The sequence below is a fragment of the Providencia sp. PROV210 genome, assembly GCF_028479445.1.
GTDB lineage: Bacteria > Pseudomonadota > Gammaproteobacteria > Enterobacterales > Enterobacteriaceae > Providencia > Providencia rustigianii.
This window is the reverse complement of record NZ_JAMPNQ010000016.1, coordinates 97585-116708: the sequence shown is the minus strand read 5'-3', so window position 1 is coordinate 116708 and position 19124 is coordinate 97585. Positions and strand designations below refer to the sequence as shown.

The window sequence follows — 19124 nt, the reverse complement described above, 5'->3', positions numbered from 1 at the left end:
CAGTTTTCTGGCTGGTTGTTAGCAATTATCCTGTAAGTACTGGAATATAATAATTGAGTTCTTGAATATACTCATGAGGATAATTGACGAATTCCTCATAAGACGGGGTTGATTTCAAAACATAGTGTTCAATATCACAGCCAGTGCTGCGAACAATATCCATTTCTGCTAAAACTTTGCCGTATGCGGTATAAATAATATCGTTGTAGTCAGTACCTTGTAAATTTCCGAGAAATTTAATTTCTAGATAATTACCCGCCGGAACTTTTAGTGATTTAGAAAAGGGGGGAACAGTCGCCATGTCTTGTTCATTGAATGCGGTTGAATAGAGAAAACGACCTTCTTCCTCGGAGGCGGTATCTACACCATGGATGGCGTAAAGATTCTGGGCGACCAATTTATTTTTATCTAAAAAGGTTCTCCAATACTGTTTTCTGAGTTCTTCTGTCTTTAAATTCCACTCATTAATTCCTTGGGTATAGCGGTGGGTCATTCCCAGTAAATTAATTTCAGGTAATTCGACGAGTTGAACTTGAGCTTGTAGTTCTTTGCTTTCACGTAATGGTAAGCAGAAACCTTCAATATGCCAACCTGTACGTTTTCTATACTCTGATGGTGTGACGCCAAATTGTTTTTTAAATGCACGACAAAAAGTTTGTTGCGAATCAAATCGGTAGCGTAGGGAGATATCCATAATACTGTCGTTAGTTAAACGTAGTGCTACGGCAGAACAAGACAAGCGTCGAGCTCGAATGTAAGAGCCTAGAGCTAAACCTGTTTGGTTTTTAAAAAGGCGTTGGAAGTGCCATTTAGTATACCCAGATTTATCTGCGACAGTATCGAGAGAGAGTCGCGACTCTAAATTTTGTTCGATCCAGAGAATAATTTCTCTGATAACACTTTCTTGTAGCATGGTTACGTTTCCAGTCACTTTCGCATTAGACGAAAATTAAGACCCCAAATCTGAGTATTAAAATAAGATACATAGGAACTAATCCTAGTTGATCATAGGATAACATGTCTACGGGCAATTTTTTTTAAAGCAATGTGAAGTTAAGTAAGTTTCATTCGTATTTTTGCGTTCAAATATATTGAGCCCTAGCCTTTTCAACTGCGGTTTTGAGTAAGAATAGGCTGAATTTTCGATTGAAATAAAAGCACTTTTTGTGCATTAAGTTGTTGTGCAAACAAAAGAATATTCATACAAATAGAATAGAAAACTTTACCTATCGAATGAAATTTAGACAAACATTCAGTGAGTTACTCGAGGGGATCTAATTTGCTGTAATTCAATTATCAATCATGAATATTCAAATTTGTCATTATAAATTGTTACTATTGAAATGTTTTTTATAAATGATAAAAAACGATTCTGATAGTGATAGAGGGGGGAGTCAGTTATTATTAATATACCTAGAATTGTTTAAGTGAATATGTCATTAATTGATAATTTAGAATATAAGAATAAATTTAAGTATATGAACGTAATCTATCATTTATTGTAAAATTTTCAGATAATCCTTGATCAATGTTTTCGTGATTTTGTAATATAGAAAGCGGAGAATAGATCGTCAATAAATGATAGTTCTTAGTAGTATTCCTTCATATGATATGAAGGGGATTAAGATATACACCTTTGATATGTTGTTTATCATTGTGATTAATATCACGTTTTTATTTTTATATTACATGGAATTTTGATTGAAAAAGTGAATTGAATCAATCAACTGAATTTTTCGTTGAAAATTATCTTTATATGAGTACTACTAAAAATGTGATGTATGTCATGTTTTTTTAACTTAAATCAATTAATTGATCTAAGCGCGGTGATAATTTAGCCGCCTCATAATTAATATTCAGCTAAAGAGTAAAAGGAGTATTTATGAATAAAAATGAAATTGCTAAAAAGCTAGGGGTTAAGATCCGACTGCAAAGGGAGAGTCATAAAATGAGTCTTCAGCAAGCAGCTAAATTAATTGGAGTTTCAGTGGATGAGATGAATCGCTTTGAAAATGGCGAGAGCTGTATCGATGTGGATTCCTTGTTTCAATTCGCCTATTTGTTTAATCTAGAACCTGCCTCATTTTTGTATGGTGTAGTGAATGTTAATAGTGGAGCTCGTAGTACATTACACTAAAAGTATTATAAGATAATGATTCCACCTAGATGATATAACCTTTAAAATCAATGTATTAATAAATCAATAATGAAACTGTTTCGTATGAAATCATCTGTATAAATGAAATGCTATAAATAAAAATACTTAACTGCAAAGGTAATCTAATTAAGTAATTATAGATTCACTTCTCCGTGGATAATGCCTTTTTAGATGAAAAAGTATTTTTATGTTATATGAGGTACTAATTTAGTGTGTATTTAAAACGCTAATTAATAACATGAGAGTCTCATTATTAATCGATATAAGACTAATCCGGATATTTAAAAAAATTAACTTTATATTGATAAAAGATAATTAATGGAAAGAGTTAGTGGTAAATATAGTCATTTAGGGATTATTTTTAAGTAAATGTTCTTATTATTTTTAGATGACTTTAATTTTATATGATTAAATTAATAATCATATAAGTAAAAATCACTCTCTTTGGGATTGTCATAAAAATAAAGCGGCACTAGTAGGCCGCAGTAAATTGCTGACGAATAAATTGAGGGTGCTCGACTTCATCTAAAATGGCGACAGATAAATCCTGTACAGATATCTTTGCAGGTGTATTTCCATTCATAAGTAATTGATTGTTACCGAGCCGAAAAGTTTCAGTTCTTTCTCCTGGCTCAAGAATTGCTGCGGGAGAAACAAATGTCCAATCGAGAGAGTTAATTGATTGTAGAACTAATTTAAATTCTTTCACAGCTTGAGCGCCTGGACGAATCTTATCTGGAAATTCAGGAGAATCTAATAGTAATACGCCGGGTGAAATTTCAAGACTACCAGCACCTCCTACTACGATAAATCGTTGTACAAGGGATTTTTGTACAGCATGTAAAATTGCTTGGTTGCCAGCTATAGTGTCTTGATACAAATTAGGGTTATCCCAGCCACCATTAAAAGCACTGATCACCACATCCTGACCTTTTAGTCGTGATGTTAGCCAAGAAGTATCCATAATATCACCAGACTCGGTGATCAAATGGGCATGTTGAGGAAGTTGGTTACTGTGTCGAGAAATTGCGGTGACTTGGTGGTGACGCATTAATGCTTCTGAGACGAGTGCCTTACCAACAAAGCCCGTTGCACCAATAATAGATATTTTCATTCTTAGCTCCAGTTAACTTTCGATGGTCTATTTAAGTTTTCCATTCTTTCTAAAATATATCTTCGTCATGCTTCACATTGCTGTGTTATTGATACTAATATGGTGCTAATCATTAATTTATGTAGATTTCCAGTAGCATTCTCATGGACCACTTAACGACATCTTTAAGTATTTAGAGTATAGAGCACGAAAGTCTATTAGGTGATTTTATCTACATCACTGAACGGCAGAGAATAATAATCTGTTGGATCCTATTTTTTAGTTCGGTAGATATCCCTGCGGGTGCCAATCCGAGAGAAATTTGCCTCAATGGTTCTGCAATTGCCATAGATAAAATTAAGTCACTCATAACGACATAGTCATTTTGCTTTATTATTTTTTGCTCCCAATGGAAAGTTAGCCAATCTGCTAATAATCGACGACTTCTTTCAATTCCACTTTTTTGATATTTATCGAGCAGGATCTTTTTTTGTTTAAAATCAGTCTGGAGTAATCGATATAAGCCAACTGCCTCTTCAGAAAGTACCGTGTTAGCGACCGTTTCTAAATTGACCTGCAATAATTCGAAAAAAGTATCAGTAGAGTGAGCTTTTGAGTCAAATAAAGGTACAAAGCTATCTGTCCAGCTGAGTACAACCTGCTCAATCAGGTCGTCACGGTTATCGACAAAACGATAGATTGTTTTTTTCGCGACACCAGCTCGCTTTGCAACATTATCAATGGTCGTTAGTTGGTAGCCATCCTTAATGAGTGATTCGCTAGTTGCCTGAATCATTTTCATTTTTAGAATATCCTCAGAAATACTAGGGCGTCCTCTAGCGGGCTTGATGTCTTCACGCTTTGACATAAATGGCGATCCTTAATGTTGTTATCTTGACATAAAAGGATTTTACCCTGAAATTAATTGGGAAACAAATTTAGTTTCCTAATTAATATTATTCAGGATGATGACTATGACAACACATAAAATTTGGGCCGTTGATGATGTCAATGAGCTATTGCTTTCAAAGCCTCTACGTATGGAGATGGGAATTGAACGTGATGAAAATGGATTATTAACCGTCGCAGTACGAACGGATTTGCATGGTTGCAAAGGGCGAATGTTGGAGTGGTGGTTTACTTTTTTTGAAACGACTCAGCATATTCGTTGGTGGCATCCTCATGATCATGTCGCTCACCATGGTTGGGATGAGCATTGGAAAAAAGGGGAGCGTTTTATCGGTGCTTCAATTCATGCGGTTGAGTCTTTAGGTTCGATTCCTCCTGTTGCAGCTAAGCTCAAGTTTAGAGAAGCTTCAGACTTTTTCGATAAACAATTATTCGCTCAAGCGATTGAGAATAAAACTATTTCAGGTGCAGTCTGTGCTTCAATCGGCTTTGGTGACCATGTGCTAATGGATGAGCAGGGATATCCTATAGATGGGAAAATGGTGCATTTAACCAGAGATACTGATTTTGGATGTGTACTTCGTAGTCGATTTGTTCTAGGTGCGTCTCTTAGTGACCCACGTACTGAGTTATCTGACGAGATTGGTTTAGAGTTAATGCGCCATTGCTATAATGAATTTACCTATTTATCACGCTTTCTTCCTTCATTGTATTATGGTGAACATGCGAATGGAGAAAAAGCCCCTTTACCGTGGTAATCAATGGATAATAAAAATAAAATTAGCCCTATGGCGCGAATGGTAGTGCTAATTTTGTTTTGCCTTTTCTCGAAATAATTTCAACACAATACTGGTAATAATTGCGATAGCTCCACCCAGCGCGGTTTCTAATACTCGATCAAACAATAGGGTGTAGGCGGGATGTCGCCAATAAACAACTTGCTCTAGAACCGATAATATCAAGCTAGTGACAACGAATGTCATAAAGGTATAGCCATGGTGGAAGCTCATTGGCAGTAAAAAAGCAAAAACAAGGATAGCAGCTAGCCCGATATAAGGCATCAATGGGGTATTGAACAGTAAAAAGAGGAATAACACAGAAATTAAACTACCCGCAACTCTTTGTAAGGTTATCTTCACAATGCTCTGTGATTTAGGGTGGAGTACGAAGACAAAAGTCAGCAATGTCCAATAAAAGTGCCCGAGATCGATCATTCTTGGGATTGCCAACGTGAGTAGTAAGCCAATCGCATATGTCATTGAGCGAGGAATAATATTCTTTCGAAGCGTGACTAAATTCTTTTCAACAAGTAACGGCGTAATAATTGAATGGCGCGTCATTTTTTGGCTAAGTGCTGAATAGACCAGTAGGGTGACACCACTACCAATTAAAAATCCAAGAGTCAGGCTTTTCGAAATTGCGGGAAGTATTGTACCAATGGTGGACATGATAATCATGAATTTCATGGTTAAATCCATCATCGGATCTGTCCCGTATAACTGATAATAGATAAATGAAAAAACGGCTAAGTAAATATAAAATTCAGTGCCTAAGCGTAAAGTATCTCCAATCAAAATAGCGACTAAGATCATGGCGAGACAGCAGGCAGTATAGAAGTAATTTTTATATTCTTTCGCTGCACTGAATAGGTTGAATGAGTATAGCGTCGAAAAGGCTGCCCACATGGCGGCTTGAACATCAATGAGGGCCAATGCGGCCAAGGCACTGAGAATTAGGCAACTACTGAATATAATGCCGTCATGAATAGCGGGGATTTTCTTCATAATATGACGCTCATAAAATGTAATCTAACTCATTCATTACTAAGAGTTTTGAATGATATCATATGACAGTATGAATATACATTTAGCATCGATTTTAGTTATTGATAGAGTGAAATACAAGGCAGAATAACTATGGCTTGAGATTGGCGCTGTATTTATCTGAGATAAAAAATGCATAATACCCCCAGCGTAAAAGCAATATGTTGTCATGTGAAAGGAAGAATAAATGCAAATAATTAATCCCCATGATTTTGTTTGGGTGGGTAGCAATAATGATGTGCCTGTGGAATCACTGCCTGAGTGGGTTCGATCCCAGTGGAATCATAAGCTTCCTCTGACCGTATACCGCGACAAAGCCGAAGACAATAAATTGACGGTTGCCATTCGTGGGATCAAACCTCACCAACGCGTAACGACCCAGATTAATAAATCCGCAATAACTCATATTATGAATGTGGAATCATTGGTGACGAATTCGATTGAACTACAGCGGTCAATGTTTATTGCCCTTCCTCCGATTCAAGTTCTATTACTGATTTCGCAACATAATTGGCCATGGAAATGGGGCGTAACAGGGAGTTGTGCATATACACTTGCTACCGATATTCAAAGTATGTTGGCTGATGGCGATCTCGATGTGGTGATCCGCTGTCCAACTCGCCAACAAAAAGAAGACTTTGCACAGTTTGCCATTAAAGCCAATACACCCTATTGCCCAATTGACATCTATGTAGAAACGCCAAAAGGTGGTTTTTCATTGGCGGAGTGGTTTAAAAATGATCTTGTGACATTGCACACGCCAACAGGGAATGTACTGACAGCAGACCCATGGGATGAAAACTTATAGCGGTACGGTTTCAAAATAGGCGCTCATAGCACATTTTGAAACCAAATTGATTAAAACGTAATTTTGATGCTCGTACAGATGTTTTTTTAGTAATCAAAATAGACATTAAATAGGGTTAGCTCTAGCCCTAACCCTATTTACTCTGATTTAGTGCTCAATCTGATTTACTCTGATTTAGTGCTCAATCTGAGGTTCTTGGGAGGCTGAGTTTTGCCATTCTTGCATTGCGGGTAAAGCGAGAATATTTTCAACCCACTGTTTAGCTTGAGTATTAACTGGAAGTTGATAGCTATGAATTCGGGAAGCTACGGGGACGAAAAATGCGTCTACGGTCGTAAATTCTTTGCCAGACAGCCATGGACCACCAAATCTATCAAATCCTTCTTGCCATAATTGTTGGAGTCGATTGAGGTTGGCTTGTAACTCATGGGAAATTTCAGGTAACGCTTCACATCTTGTGATATTCATCGGGCATTGTTGGCGTAATGCAGTAAATCCAGAGTGCATTTCTGCGCTAGCACAACGCGCCCATGCTCTTGCTTGTTTTTCTTTTGGCCATGCTTGAGGAAAATCCTCTGCGACATATTCACAGATGGCTAATGAATCCCATATCGTTAGATTGCCATCAATTAAGCAAGGTACTTGACCACTAGGGGAGAAACGCTGAAATTTTTCGTGGCTACTTTTTCCATTTTCAAAGTAACAGAGATTTTCTTCAAAAGGGATTTGCAATGTTTTCAATAAAATCCAAGGACGAAGAGACCATGACGAATAATTTTTGTTGGCTATCCAGAGTGTATACATACATTAACCTTTAAGTAGGTGGAGGAGTGGCAAGAGCTAGATTATCAATTAAAATCTGATATGAAAGATTTTTGAGGAATTTATTTTATAAAATAGTGGCTAGCCTTTTTAAGATAAATAAACTATGTTTATAAATATTCCGTATACCATATGAAAAATTAGAATAAGCATTGAATTTAAGTTAATTTACTTATTTTAAATTCTTGTTTATTTTAATTTATTTACATAAAAATAAATATCTTTATATAATTCGATTAAAATTAAACCTTTTCTTATTGTTTAAGTATATAAGGGATATATTTGTATTTATGATGATACTATTTGAATGTCTTCAACAAAATATTTGTTTAACTTTAGGGTAGGAATAAAAGTAATTTCACCTTATGATTATTACAGCCTGGTTATCTAGGTTATTAATTTAAAACTATATGGCTTTTAATATGCAATGGAAAAATAGTACCACACGTTACGGGCATATATCATTGCTCATTCATTGGTTAGTTGCAATTGTCGTTTATGGAATGTTCGCATTAGGCCTTTGGATGGTAAGCTTAGGCTACTATGATGTCTGGTATCATCAGGCCCCAGAAATACATAAAAGCATAGGAATGTTATTGTTTTTTATTATGCTTTTTCGCGTGGTTTGGCGATTTATTTCACCACCACCAAAACCATTACCAAGTTATAGCAAATTAACCAAAGTAGCCTCTATCTCTGCACAAATTCTGATTTACATTATTTTGTTCAGTATTTTAATTAGTGGTTATTTGATTTCAACTGCAGATGGACAACCAATTAGTGTATTTGGTTGGTTTAATGTTCCAGCCTTATTTACTGGTGCCGCAACTCAAGCTGACAGTGCGGGTGAAATTCATCTTTATTTAGCTTGGGCTGTTGTTTTGTTATCCGTTTTACATGCATTTGCTGCACTAAAACACCATTTTTATGATGGCGATATTACTTTAAAAAGAATGCTGGGTTTTAACCCCGATAAATAACGTGGAGAAAGTTATGTTAAAGAAATCTATTTTAGGTCTTGCATCTGGTGCTTTATTATTAACAGCTGGCTCTGCTTTTGCAGAAAATTATACATTCGATAAACAAGGCCAACATGCGTTTATTGAATTTCGTATTCAACATCTAGGTTATAGCTGGTTATACGGTAGTTTTAAAGATTTTGATGGTAATTTTACCTATGATGCAAAAGACCCTGCTAAAGATAAGGTTGAAGTCACCATTAAAACAGGCAGTATCGATACTAACCATGCAGAACGTGATAAACACTTACGTAGCCCAGATTTCTTAAATGCAGCAAAATTCCCAGAAGCAAAATTTGTTTCTACCGCAGTTAAGAAAGAAGGTGATAAATACCTAATCACAGGTGATTTCACGTTAAACGGTGTAACAAAACCAATTACTTTAGATGCAAAATTAACAGGCGAAGGTAAGGATCCTTGGGGCGGCTACCGTGCTGGTTTCGAAGCTAAAGGAAATATTAAGCTGAAAGAGTTTAATATTAAATCTGATTTAGGTCCTAAATCCCAAGAAGTTGAATTAATGCTATCTGTTGAAGGTGTACAAGCTAAGTAATCTTTATTTTACTAGAACCTCAATGCTGATTCAGGTATTGAGGTTTTTTTGTTCAATTTATTTCACTAAATTCTCGCCATTTTAACCTTATTCCTATAGCGCTAGAACCCCACTCGACGATAGAATAATTGTGCAGAACGCATTGTTTATATTATGCCATTCCCTCAAGCAGGCAAAATAGACTAAGATTATTTATACCTGAGTTTCAGTATTTGTTTTATCGTTAAAAGGCAGGGTCATTTTGAATACAAACAGTCCACGTAAAACCGCATTGGTGATTAGCATCATTTTTATTGGCTTTGCCCTTGGTTTCTATTGGTTAAGCAAAGACAACAATGTGCTATCAACGGAAAGCAATAGTGCGATTCATTCAGAAGCGATTGCTCAAGTTGAGAAGGAACTGCCGATCCTTGTGACGATTAAGAAAATAAGCCCAGTGACCTATCAAAATTTTGAAAGCTTAATGTCACAATATGACCCCGCTAATGAAGAATTACGTCGTCAGTTATTAGATTTGATTATTAGCCAATCGATGAAGTTAGTGGTTGAGCGCATGCCTTATGCTTCTGATGAGACTGTGGTTAATTTTACGGCAAAAGTAAATGACAACTTGAAAGCCTTGTTAGCCGAAGATCCAACAGGAAAAGTCTGTTTTAACGCGTTGTTCCCTCAATTAAGGGATTCCGCTGATATTATTCCGCCACAAAAAAGTCAAAATGTACTACTAAAACAAATCAGTGCTATTAATGCACTGTTAATTTCAGGAGAAGCAGGTGTTAAGCAGCCAGTACTCTCTAAGGCTGAATATCAACAGATACTCTCCGACTTAAGAACGCAGTTAGTGACAAAATATGGTAATGACGTTAGCATATTGACAAACTTAGAAGCGGGTAAAAAATCACCTGCCACGGTATGCCAGATATCGATTAGTCTATATGATGAAGCGCTTGGGATACCTGATAACGCTAAAAAAGCTGCCTTATTGCGCACTTGGTTCTCTTCTGCAAATAATTAGCGATTAATTGCCGTATTATGCGAATTGAGAGGATTAGCCGGTTTTGTTAATCCTCATTGCGTTTTATTTCATGGTCTACACACACACATAACAAACCGAACATCTTATACTGAATATAAGGTTCGGTTGTTCATTCATGTCGTTTAGCTACGCTATCAATTCCACACCTTTTGGAGGCAAGATGCGATTTGTGAAGAAAAGCATTGTCACACTGTTAACTATCGCTGCTATTTATGTTCCTACCATGGTTTCTCAGGCTTGTACCCGTGTTGTTTATCTCGGTGAAAATAATCAAATTATGACCGGCAGAACGATGGATTGGAAATATGATATTGGCACTAACTTATGGATCTTCCCTCGCGGGATGGATAGAGACGGTGTAGCTGGCGCTAACTCCCTCAAATGGAAATCTAAATATGGTAGTGTGATTGCATCTGGCTACGATATTTCAACGACTGATGGTATCAATGAAAAAGGTTTAGTGGCGAATTTATTATGGCTTGCTGAATCCAAATACCCAGAGCTGGATGATAAGCAGCCTGCTATTTCGCTCTCATTATGGGCGCAATATATGCTGGATAATTATGCCAGTGTTGCTGAGGCTGTGACTGCATTAGAACAACATCCATTTATTGTCGCGACAGATAATGTACCCGGCCAAAACCGTTTAGCGGCATTGCATTTATCCCTTTCTGACCCGAGTGGTGATAGCGCAATAGTTGAATATATTGATGGCAAACAAGTCATCCACCACAGCCGTAAATATCAAGTGATGACCAATTCGCCAGCCTATGAAAAGCAGTTAGCAATGCAAGAATATTGGCAAGGAATTGGTGGCACGGTCATGTTACCGGGGACTAACCGCTCAGCAGATCGATTTGCGCGGGCACAATTTTATGTGAATGCCATTCCCCAAAGTACGACACCGAATAAAGCGGTCGCCAGTGTTTTTGGTGTAATCCGTAATGTCTCTGTCCCTTATGGTCTGACATCTGAAGAATCTCCTGAAATTTCCTCTACCCGTTGGCGTACATTAGTTGACCATAAACGTCAGCTCTATTTCTTTGAATCAGCACTAACACCAAATGTTTTCTGGACAGATTTAAAGAAAATAGATTTTTCTAGTGAAACAGGAAAAGTGAAAAAACTTGATTTAGGTGAAGAGCAAAGCCACATCTATTCTGGGGATGCAACAGCCCAGTATGTTGATTCAAAACCTTTTGAGTTTCTAGGGCTTAGCGCCAAACAACTCGGTTATTAATCTTTCTTATTTAGCCTCCCGTTAGCCGGGAGGTTGATTAATATCAATCACTCTGTAACCAATTCATGAAAGCTTTGCACTCTGAGTAAGTAAGTTATAAGATGTATTTAAAATGCAACTTAATGGTGACTGTATGACTGAATTAGTGTGCTATAAAACAATGCCAGTATGGGACAAAGCTTCTGTTCCATTGATGTTCCAAGACCGCCACAACACCAAAGAAGATACTTTTGCACAATTGAATGTACTTGAAGGTTCGTTAGATTTTATTATTTTTGGCGACGATGGTAGCGAACAAAAGTTTACTTTTGATACTGAAAATCAACCACCGGTGATTGAACCTCAAGTTTGGCATCGTATTGCAGGTTGCAGCGATGACATGCGCTGTCAGTTGTCATTTTTATGCCGTCCAGAACTGGCGTTCTATAAAAAATATGACCTCAGTATGCCGCACTCTGAAGTGCGTTACCTCTGTGAAAATAATCTCGCAAAACCCTGTAAAACATTAGATCTAGGTTCTGGTCGTGGTCGCAATAGTTTTTATCTTGCTCAGCAAGGCTATGACGTTACTGCGGTGGATATTAATCAGAATCATATTCAAGCCATTGAGACAGTGAAAAAAGATTCAGGTATTGAAAATATTCATACTGCGCTCTATGACATCAATAGCCACCAGATTCAAGGTGACTATGATTTGATCATTTCTACCGTTGTATTGATGTTCTTACAGCGAGAAAAAATTAGCGATATCATCACTGATATGCAAGCACATACGTTAAGCGGTGGGATTAATGTTGTGGTTTGTGCGGTAGAAACACCAGATGCTCCGTTAGATATGGTGCCATTCAAGTGCTTCTTGAAGCCAGACGAGTTGAAGCAGTATTACCATGATTGGGAAATTCTTAAATACAATGAAAATCCGGGACATTTACATAGAACGGACGCCCAAGGTAATCGAATCAAACTCAACTTTGCGACATTGATTGCTAAGAAGAAATAGATAAGTTTTGATTAATGGGTTGCAAAAGCAACCCATTTTTTTGCTATTGATTTGTGTTTTCAGCCTGTTTCTGGCTGCGCTCTAAGGACTTTTCTAATAATACGGAATACAGCGGTCTTCCCCCTAAGAGCTGTGCCACTATTGTCGCGCCAATACAGGTTATAATCATCGGTAGGATTAATTGGTAATTATCCGTCATCTCAAGGACTAGAACGATCCCGGTCAGTGGTGCACGAACGGTAGCGGCAAATAACGCTCCCATTCCTGCAATCGCAAAGGTTCCAATTTCAATTTGGTATTGTGGAAATAGCTCAAGAACCCCATAACCATAAATTCCACCAAATAGCGTGCCTAATGCCAGTAATGGCGAGAAGATCCCCCCCGGTGCGCCAGAACTAAAACTGATGGTGGTGGTTAAAAAACGCAGGGCAAAAAATACCATTAACATGGTGATTGTGAAGCTATTCGCCATCATCTGATGAATAACGGAATAACCGCCACCGACAATTTCTGGCGCGAATACACCAATGGCTCCACAACTACCACCAATCAACCCTCCCATCAGAACAAAGCGAGAAACTTTGTTTTGATAGAACGCGAGAAATAAGCTTTGTAGGTAAAGTAAAAAACGGTTAAAGCCGATCCCGACCACACCAAATAGCATCCCTAAAATTAAATAGAGCCAAAGTGTATCCATTGGGGCAGATGAAAACTGCCCAATATTTAATACTACGCCTTCCCCATTGATTAAGCGAAATACAATGGTGGCAGTAACGGCGCCAATAAATACCGCTTTGATAGAAATTAAGCTGTATTTAAATTGGGGGCGCATCTCTTCGATGATAAATAAAATTCCGGCGAGAGGGGCGTTAAAGGCTGTCGAGAGACCCGCAGCTGCACCTGTCGCCAGTAAGGTATGGCGAGATTCATTATCTTTAAGGCGAAAGAGATCGTAAAACATTTGGCTAATATTTGCCCCCAGCTGTACGGTTGGACCTTCGCGCCCAAGCACCATTCCAGAGCCTAATGTGCCTAATCCGCCAATAAATTTCACCGGGATCACTCGCCACCAGCGTACAGGGCGTAAATCCTGTAAAGCACCTTCAATTTCGGGTATCCCGGAACCTCCCGCTTCAGGGGAAAAGCGTTTTACTAAGTAATACCCCATCATGGCTAACAGTGCAGAAACCACGAACATGGCGGCAATAATTAACCATTTATTGGTGACATACTGGTTAACGGAAGAGATCCGCAGACTGCTCACCCATTCGGTACCAAGCATAAACAACGAGCCAATCAACCCGACGACAGCTCCGATAATGGCCGCTAAGAAAAGAACTTTAACAGGGGTTTTATCAGACTCTTTCAGCTTACGAAGAAGCTGGAAGAGACGGTGATTATTGGATTGATGATTGGAATTATCTTGGGTCATCGCTTTTCGATTCTCTTTAAGTGATTTTATAACAATAACTTATCTAGACAGTATATCAATACTGCATTGAAACCCTAGTTAAAATTTGTGCTTAGTAGGTAGATATAGCTATTTTACAATATTGAATAATTCTTATTTATAGTGAAAGTTAATGTAGATCAACAAACCATCAGATAGCGATTTAAGATGCTTTTCTATTCCTATAAAAGGGGTAATCTTAATGTTGTATATGAAATGCAACTTAAAGAGGTTTTCCCATGTATTGTGTGCAATGTGAACAAACAATAAAAACTCCAGCGGCTAATGGCTGCGCATACGCGCAAGGTATGTGCGGTAAAACAGCGGAAACATCAGACTTACAAGATTTATTAGTTGCGGTGCTACAAAGCTTATCAGCAAGTGCCGTAGTTGCTCGTGAATTAGGTATTATTGACCATGATGTTGATAGTTTTGCCCCGCGCGCTTTCTTCTCTACATTAACTAACGTTAACTTCGATTCAGAACGCATTATTGGTTATGCCCGTGAAGCCATTTACCTGCGTGATAAATTAGTTAAACATTGCCTATCTGTGAATAGTGCAGTGGCATTTAATCACCCACTGATCAATCTTCAGCTAGAAGGGAAAGATATCCCTACGCTGCAAAAACAAGCAGAAAAATTTGCGTTAAATATTGATAAAGCTGAAATTGGCGAAGATATTCACGGCTTACGCATGCTGTGCCTGTATGGCTTAAAAGGTGCAGCGGCCTATATGGAACATGCCCATGTTCTTGGTCAGTATGACAATGATGTTTATGGCCAATACCATGAAATCATGGCGTGGCTAGGTACATTACCCGCTGATATGAATGAGCTGCTCGACAATGCGATGGCCATTGGCTTAATGAATTTTAAGATCATGGAAATCCTTGATGCGGGTGAAACAGGCGAGTTTGGTCATCCCGTCCCTACTGAAGTGAACGTTCGCCCAGTTGCGGGCAAATGTATCCTAATTTCAGGTCATGATTTACAAGATTTAAAAATGTTGTTAGAGCAGACCGAAGGTACAGGCATCAATATCTATACCCATGGTGAAATGCTGCCAGCACATGGTTACCCAGAATTGAAAAAATATGCACATTTAGTGGGTAACTACGGTAGTGGCTGGCAAAACCAGCAAGTAGAATTCGCTAAATTCCCTGGGCCTGTTTTAATGACCTCTAACTGCATCATTGACCCAGATGTTGGCGAGTATAAAGCTAGAATTTGGACTCGTAGCATTGTTGGCTGGCCGGGGGTTAAACACTTAGAAGAAGATGATTTCTCTGAGATGATTGCTCAAGCACAGGAAATGTCCGGTTTCCCATACACTGAAATTGAACACAAAATCACGGTTGGTTTTGGTCGCCAAACTTTATTAGGTGCAGCGGATGCCGTGATTGATTTAGTGGCACAGAAAAAATTGCGCCATGTTTTCTTAGTCGGGGGTTGTGATGGTAGCCGTGGCGAACGCAGTTACTACACTGATTTCGCGCGTAGCGTGCCAGAAGATTGCCTGATCCTGACTTTAGCTTGCGGTAAATACCGTTTCAATAAATTGGACTTCGGTACTTTAGAAGGTTTACCACGCTTATTGGATGTAGGCCAGTGTAACGATGCTTACTCTGCCATTATGTTAGCCGTGAACTTATCTGAGAAATTAGGCTGTGGCATTAATGATTTACCATTGAGTTTGATCCTTTCTTGGTTCGAACAAAAAGCGATTGTGATCTTGCTAACGTTGTTGGCTTTGGGTGTCAAAAATATTTACACCGGACCAACTGCGCCTGGTTTCTTAACTGAGAACTTATTAAATGTTCTGAATGAGAAGTTTGGTATGCGCAGTATCACGACTGTTGAACAAGATTTGGCAGAAATCTTACCTGCTTAATGATAAGGACAGGGGGAGTACTTTCCCCCTAGAAAGGAGTAAAGCCATGACGATGCCAACGAGCTTGTGCCCAAACAGAATGCAAATCCATTCTATCGTACAAGAAACCTCGGATGTTTGGACAATCAACCTCATCAACCACGATTTTTATTCTTATTCTCCGGGGCAGTATGCATTGGTGAGTATTAAAAATAGTGATGAAGTGATGCGAGCCTATACCTTGTCTTCTTCACCAGGACAAAGCCGTTTTATTTCTATTACCGTGAGACGGTTGGAAGATGGAACGGGTTCAAGTTGGTTAACCCAAGAGGTTAAACCGGGGGACTATTTGTGGCTGTCTGAGGCGCAAGGGGAGTTCACCTGTGCCAATGTAAAAAGTAGCCAGTATCTGATGCTTGCCGCAGGTTGCGGAGTGACCCCGATTATGTCGATGACTCGCTGGTTGATGGCAAACCGCCCCGAAACCCATGTCAAAGTGTTGTTTAATGTTCGTGATGACAAGCAAGTGATTTTTGCTGAAGAGTGGCAGCAGCTAGCTCAACGTTATCCGCAACGTCTACAACTGTGCATTATGGCTGAAACGCCAGATAATGGCGGAGTGGCTCAAGGGCGTCTTAGCAAAGAAAAATTGCAAGAATTAGTTCCAGATGTGGCTTCTCGGGTTGTTATGACCTGTGGTCCGATACCGTACATGAAGAATGTTCAACAGTTTGCAACTGAGCTGGGTGTACCTTCAGATCATTTCTTTATGGAGCGTTTCTCTGTCGGTGGGGATGAGGCGGTGAGTGAAGACGTTCTCACTCTGAAAATTCGCCATCGTTTGGTGAATTTTAGTGTCCCAGTAGGAACCTCGTTATTGTCCGCATTAGAGCAAAACAAGCAGCCGGTTATTGCTGCTTGCCGTGCAGGAGTCTGTGGGAGTTGTAAAACCAAAGTACTTTCTGGGAACTACACGACGTCTAGCACCATGACACTAACGGCTGAAGAAATTGCTTCAGGATATGTATTGGCATGCAGTTGCCAGTTACAAGGCGATACTGAAATCGCGTAATAACTAATTATTTTTAAAGCTGCCTTATTTTTAAATAAATAAGGCAGCTTTTTTTATTCATAAAAAATAAATTGTTTTTTTAACTATTTATTTTTATTTAATTAGTTACTTAGGTGACTAATATTTCAAGCATCATGATTAATATAATTTTCTATTAAAGTTACAATTGGTTACACGGAGAATTTTTAATATACATTAACTTAAACAAAGCCTAAACGAGCTGGAGGCTATTAAAAAAACAAAGTATTTAGAGGGTGGCAATTAATTAGCCAGTGGGTATAATTCGCGCCGCATCCAAAGTGCAGTAACTCGTTAGGCGAGGCTCCTATACAAACATAGGTTACTGATCTGACGACGTCTAGAGACGCCCAAGATCAGGACAGGATATATCGACCGAAGGTATATCCCCATGTAACTTCCTGATTTATTCAGGATACGTTGTATAGTGCTAAAACCGAGACGAAGAGATAGCGAACGCATTCTCTCATCTGGTTTCGCCCCTATGTGAGTACTGTTTGAGTAACCAACAGTAACTAGGGACCAAAAAAATGACATTATCTACCCAGAACAAAGCGGGTACTGTAGCTATTGCTCAGTCCGCAATGAAAAACGCACGTCAAAAATCACCTCAAACACAACCGACTAAAATTGATGATTCAACTGTTCAAGCTTATATGAGTCAATCATATTTGCCGGTTTCAGTTGCGGATTCTGTGGCATGTGTGAAGAAAAGTCTTATTGAACATCTCGATGGTGAACAAATTCCAACGTATTTATTTGTGGTTGATAGCGACAATTATTTAAATGGAATTCTGTCCGTTAAATCATTACTTTCAGCAGCTGAAGATTTATTAGTGTCGGATATTATGCGACACAATTATTTTTCTGTTTCCCCAGAGCAATCTCGCCATGATGTTTATGATTTAATTAATCATAGCGGCTTGGATATGATCCCTGTGGTGCAATTTGGCAAATTAATGGGTGTTTTACGTCCACAAGATATTGCTGAACTGATTGAAGATGAAAATACCCTCGATGCTCAACTGCAAGGGGCAACAACACCACTTGAAGAACCGTATTTAGAGACCAGCCCAGTAACTTTATGGCGCAAGCGCGTGGTATGGTTATTGATGTTGTTTGTCGCAGAAGCGTATACGGGAACAGTTTTAAAAGCATTTGAAGAACAATTGGAAGCGGCGATTGCTCTGGCATTCTTCATTCCATTACTCATCGGAACCGGCGGAAACAGCGGAACTCAGATTACCTCAACTCTTGTGAGAGCAATGGCGCTGGGGGAAGTGAGCTTACGTAATATCGGTGCGGTACTGAAAAAAGAAGTGTCTACATCATTTTTAGTGGCTATCACCATTGGTGGTGCGGCCTTGATCCGAGCTTGGATCTTGGGCGTTGGCTATGAAGTTACCATTGTCGTGAGCTTGACGATTGTGGCGATTACAGTGTGGAGTGCGATTGTTTCTTCAATTATTCCGATGGTATTACAAAAATTAAAAGTGGATCCTGCGGTGGTTTCTGCACCTTTTATTGCCACTTTCATTGATGGTACTGGACTGATTATTTACTTTGAAATCGCTAAATTAGTGATGACGGAGTTCGCTTAAGTTCAGCCCCATCTTCTGATACGGCAGGGAATTAACTCTCTGCCGTTGACGTAATTTCCCGCCTTAAAATTTCCCCACACCGACGACATAAATACTGATTTTCCCCTCTTTGTACTTTATTGTGGCGCCTTATAGTCAACTCATGAGTGACATTACAGCCACATAAATAAGTGAATGTTTGGCTTTTTACACTCGCCACTGCAAAGTTATGGGTACGTTTGGCTGGCACCTCCAGCACATGCTGCATCATCCATTTCCATTCGTTGCCATGGGGCGCAATCCCTTTGCGGCCAAAAACCTGATAAACCAGCAAATGAGCAAGTTCATGAGGGATCACTTCATCCACAAAATCATCGGGATTCTCAATTAACAATGTGGGATTAACGCGAATTTCCCAATCTTTTAGGTAGGCGCTACCCGCGGTAGTTCCCCGTTGTTTATAGTTGATGGTTGGCTCTGGAAATGATTGTTCCAGTTTTTGTTCTGCTAAAGCCAGCTTTTCTCTAAGGGTTTTCATCACCCGTTGCTGTAGCAAAATAGGGACGCGAATGGTTTTCATAAGCTAAAGAATACGCGATGACAGGTAATTCAAACAAGCAATAATTGACATATAATATATCAAAATATATATTGTTTTTAAATATAATAATA

General features: G+C 38.8%; 18 protein-coding genes and 1 riboswitch. Of the genes, 11 read left to right on the top strand and 7 right to left on the bottom strand.

The window, feature by feature from the left end; translation table 11 throughout:
* Positions 1-25 precede the first annotated feature (25 nt).
* Complete coding sequence (locus tag PR761_RS13445) at positions 26-913, bottom strand: helix-turn-helix domain-containing protein (RefSeq protein WP_006815056.1); 888 nt, start codon at positions 911-913, stop codon at positions 26-28.
* 969 nt (positions 914-1882) lie between these two features.
* On the opposite strand from PR761_RS13445, the gene PR761_RS13440 reads away from it, so the two are divergent.
* Entirely contained in the window at positions 1883-2137 is a 255-nt protein-coding gene (locus PR761_RS13440; protein ID WP_006815055.1) for a helix-turn-helix domain-containing protein, read from the top strand.
* 493 nt (positions 2138-2630) lie between these two features.
* Here PR761_RS13440 and PR761_RS13435 read toward each other — a convergent pair whose 3' ends face one another.
* Together PR761_RS13435 and PR761_RS13430 are read right to left on the bottom strand one after the other, a co-directional pair.
* Positions 2631-3272 carry an NAD(P)-dependent oxidoreductase gene (locus PR761_RS13435; RefSeq protein WP_006815054.1) on the bottom strand — a complete coding sequence of 214 codons (642 nt, stop codon included), beginning with the start codon at positions 3270-3272 and terminating at the stop codon, positions 2631-2633.
* Positions 3273-3483: 211 nt separating this feature from the next.
* The gene (locus tag PR761_RS13430; protein WP_006815053.1) at positions 3484-4119 is read right to left on the bottom strand and encodes a TetR/AcrR family transcriptional regulator; all 636 of its coding nucleotides are present in this window, start codon (positions 4117-4119) and stop codon (positions 3484-3486) included.
* A 106-nt stretch (positions 4120-4225) separates the two neighbouring features.
* On the opposite strand from PR761_RS13430, the gene PR761_RS13425 reads away from it, so the two are divergent.
* On the top strand, positions 4226-4918 hold the full coding sequence (locus PR761_RS13425; RefSeq protein ID WP_112837231.1) for a DAPG hydrolase family protein: 693 nt from the start codon (positions 4226-4228) through the stop codon (positions 4916-4918).
* A 48-nt stretch (positions 4919-4966) separates the two neighbouring features.
* Here PR761_RS13425 and PR761_RS13420 read toward each other — a convergent pair whose 3' ends face one another.
* Positions 4967-5944 carry an FUSC family protein gene (locus PR761_RS13420; protein ID WP_006815050.1) on the bottom strand — a complete coding sequence of 326 codons (978 nt, stop codon included), beginning with the start codon at positions 5942-5944 and terminating at the stop codon, positions 4967-4969.
* A gap of 226 nt (positions 5945-6170) precedes the next feature.
* Here PR761_RS13420 and PR761_RS13415 point away from each other — a divergent pair, with 226 nt between their 5' ends.
* Complete coding sequence (locus tag PR761_RS13415) at positions 6171-6791, top strand: malonate decarboxylase holo-ACP synthase (RefSeq protein ID WP_006815049.1); 621 nt, start codon at positions 6171-6173, stop codon at positions 6789-6791.
* Between the two features lie 174 nt (positions 6792-6965).
* On the opposite strand, the gene PR761_RS13410 is transcribed toward PR761_RS13415, so the two are convergent.
* Positions 6966-7595, bottom strand: a complete 630-nt coding sequence (locus PR761_RS13410; protein ID WP_112837230.1) for a glutathione S-transferase family protein — start codon at positions 7593-7595, stop codon at positions 6966-6968.
* Between the two features lie 440 nt (positions 7596-8035).
* On the opposite strand from PR761_RS13410, the gene PR761_RS13405 reads away from it, so the two are divergent.
* The 5 genes from PR761_RS13405 (at position 8036) to tehB (ending at position 12461) form a co-directional block, all read left to right on the top strand.
* Entirely contained in the window at positions 8036-8593 is a 558-nt protein-coding gene (locus PR761_RS13405; protein WP_039855155.1) for a cytochrome b, read from the top strand.
* A 13-nt stretch (positions 8594-8606) separates the two neighbouring features.
* Entirely contained in the window at positions 8607-9185 is a 579-nt protein-coding gene (locus PR761_RS13400; protein ID WP_039855154.1) for a YceI family protein, read from the top strand.
* A 241-nt stretch (positions 9186-9426) separates the two neighbouring features.
* Positions 9427-10200, top strand: coding sequence for a hypothetical protein (locus PR761_RS13395; RefSeq protein WP_039855153.1), 774 nt, complete (start codon positions 9427-9429; stop codon positions 10198-10200).
* A 181-nt stretch (positions 10201-10381) separates the two neighbouring features.
* Positions 10382-11461: a linear amide C-N hydrolase gene (locus tag PR761_RS13390; RefSeq protein ID WP_039855150.1), complete on the top strand. Its 1080-nt coding sequence runs from the start codon at positions 10382-10384 to the stop codon at positions 11459-11461.
* A 112-nt stretch (positions 11462-11573) separates the two neighbouring features.
* A complete protein-coding gene (gene tehB, locus PR761_RS13385; protein WP_006815043.1) occupies positions 11574-12461 on the top strand; it encodes an SAM-dependent methyltransferase TehB in 888 nt (295 codons plus the stop codon).
* Positions 12462-12504: 43 nt separating this feature from the next.
* Here tehB and clcA read toward each other — a convergent pair whose 3' ends face one another.
* Positions 12505-13893, bottom strand: coding sequence for a H(+)/Cl(-) exchange transporter ClcA (gene clcA / locus PR761_RS13380; protein ID WP_112837229.1), 1389 nt, complete (start codon positions 13891-13893; stop codon positions 12505-12507).
* 257 nt (positions 13894-14150) lie between these two features.
* On the opposite strand from clcA, the gene hcp reads away from it, so the two are divergent.
* The 3 genes from hcp (at position 14151) to PR761_RS13365 (ending at position 18473) form a co-directional block, all read left to right on the top strand.
* Positions 14151-15803 (top strand): hydroxylamine reductase, encoded by a 1653-nt coding sequence (gene hcp / locus PR761_RS13375; protein WP_006815041.1) that lies wholly within the window; start codon positions 14151-14153, stop codon positions 15801-15803.
* 46 nt (positions 15804-15849) lie between these two features.
* Entirely contained in the window at positions 15850-16854 is a 1005-nt protein-coding gene (hcr, locus tag PR761_RS13370) for an NADH oxidoreductase (protein ID WP_039855148.1), read from the top strand.
* A 301-nt stretch (positions 16855-17155) separates the two neighbouring features.
* Positions 17156-17328, top strand: a riboswitch (M-box (ykoK) riboswitch).
* 128 nt (positions 17329-17456) lie between these two features.
* Positions 17457-18473, top strand: coding sequence for a magnesium transporter (locus PR761_RS13365; protein ID WP_223844831.1), 1017 nt, complete (start codon positions 17457-17459; stop codon positions 18471-18473).
* Between the two features lie 31 nt (positions 18474-18504).
* On the opposite strand, the gene PR761_RS13360 is transcribed toward PR761_RS13365, so the two are convergent.
* Positions 18505-19032: a SprT family zinc-dependent metalloprotease gene (locus PR761_RS13360; protein WP_006815038.1), complete on the bottom strand. Its 528-nt coding sequence runs from the start codon at positions 19030-19032 to the stop codon at positions 18505-18507.
* Between the last annotated feature and the right edge of the window lie 92 nt (positions 19033-19124).

Coding starts and splice junctions, on each gene's coding strand:
- PR761_RS13445 (WP_006815056.1), bottom strand. CDS start 913: ATGCTACAAGAAAGTGTTATCAGAGAAATTATTCTCTGGATCGAACAA.
- PR761_RS13440 (WP_006815055.1), top strand. CDS start 1,883: ATGAATAAAAATGAAATTGCTAAAAAGCTAGGGGTTAAGATCCGACTG.
- PR761_RS13435 (WP_006815054.1), bottom strand. CDS start 3,272: ATGAAAATATCTATTATTGGTGCAACGGGCTTTGTTGGTAAGGCACTC.
- PR761_RS13430 (WP_006815053.1), bottom strand. CDS start 4,119: ATGTCAAAGCGTGAAGACATCAAGCCCGCTAGAGGACGCCCTAGTATT.
- PR761_RS13425 (WP_112837231.1), top strand. CDS start 4,226: ATGACAACACATAAAATTTGGGCCGTTGATGATGTCAATGAGCTATTG.
- PR761_RS13420 (WP_006815050.1), bottom strand. CDS start 5,944: ATGAAGAAAATCCCCGCTATTCATGACGGCATTATATTCAGTAGTTGC.
- PR761_RS13415 (WP_006815049.1), top strand. CDS start 6,171: ATGCAAATAATTAATCCCCATGATTTTGTTTGGGTGGGTAGCAATAAT.
- PR761_RS13410 (WP_112837230.1), bottom strand. CDS start 7,595: ATGTATACACTCTGGATAGCCAACAAAAATTATTCGTCATGGTCTCTT.
- PR761_RS13405 (WP_039855155.1), top strand. CDS start 8,036: ATGCAATGGAAAAATAGTACCACACGTTACGGGCATATATCATTGCTC.
- PR761_RS13400 (WP_039855154.1), top strand. CDS start 8,607: ATGTTAAAGAAATCTATTTTAGGTCTTGCATCTGGTGCTTTATTATTA.
- PR761_RS13390 (WP_039855150.1), top strand. CDS start 10,382: ATGCGATTTGTGAAGAAAAGCATTGTCACACTGTTAACTATCGCTGCT.
- tehB (WP_006815043.1), top strand. CDS start 11,574: ATGCAACTTAATGGTGACTGTATGACTGAATTAGTGTGCTATAAAACA.
- clcA (WP_112837229.1), bottom strand. CDS start 13,893: ATGACCCAAGATAATTCCAATCATCAATCCAATAATCACCGTCTCTTC.
- hcp (WP_006815041.1), top strand. CDS start 14,151: ATGTATTGTGTGCAATGTGAACAAACAATAAAAACTCCAGCGGCTAAT.
- hcr (WP_039855148.1), top strand. CDS start 15,850: ATGACGATGCCAACGAGCTTGTGCCCAAACAGAATGCAAATCCATTCT.
- PR761_RS13365 (WP_223844831.1), top strand. CDS start 17,457: ATGAAAAACGCACGTCAAAAATCACCTCAAACACAACCGACTAAAATT.
- PR761_RS13360 (WP_006815038.1), bottom strand. CDS start 19,032: ATGAAAACCATTCGCGTCCCTATTTTGCTACAGCAACGGGTGATGAAA.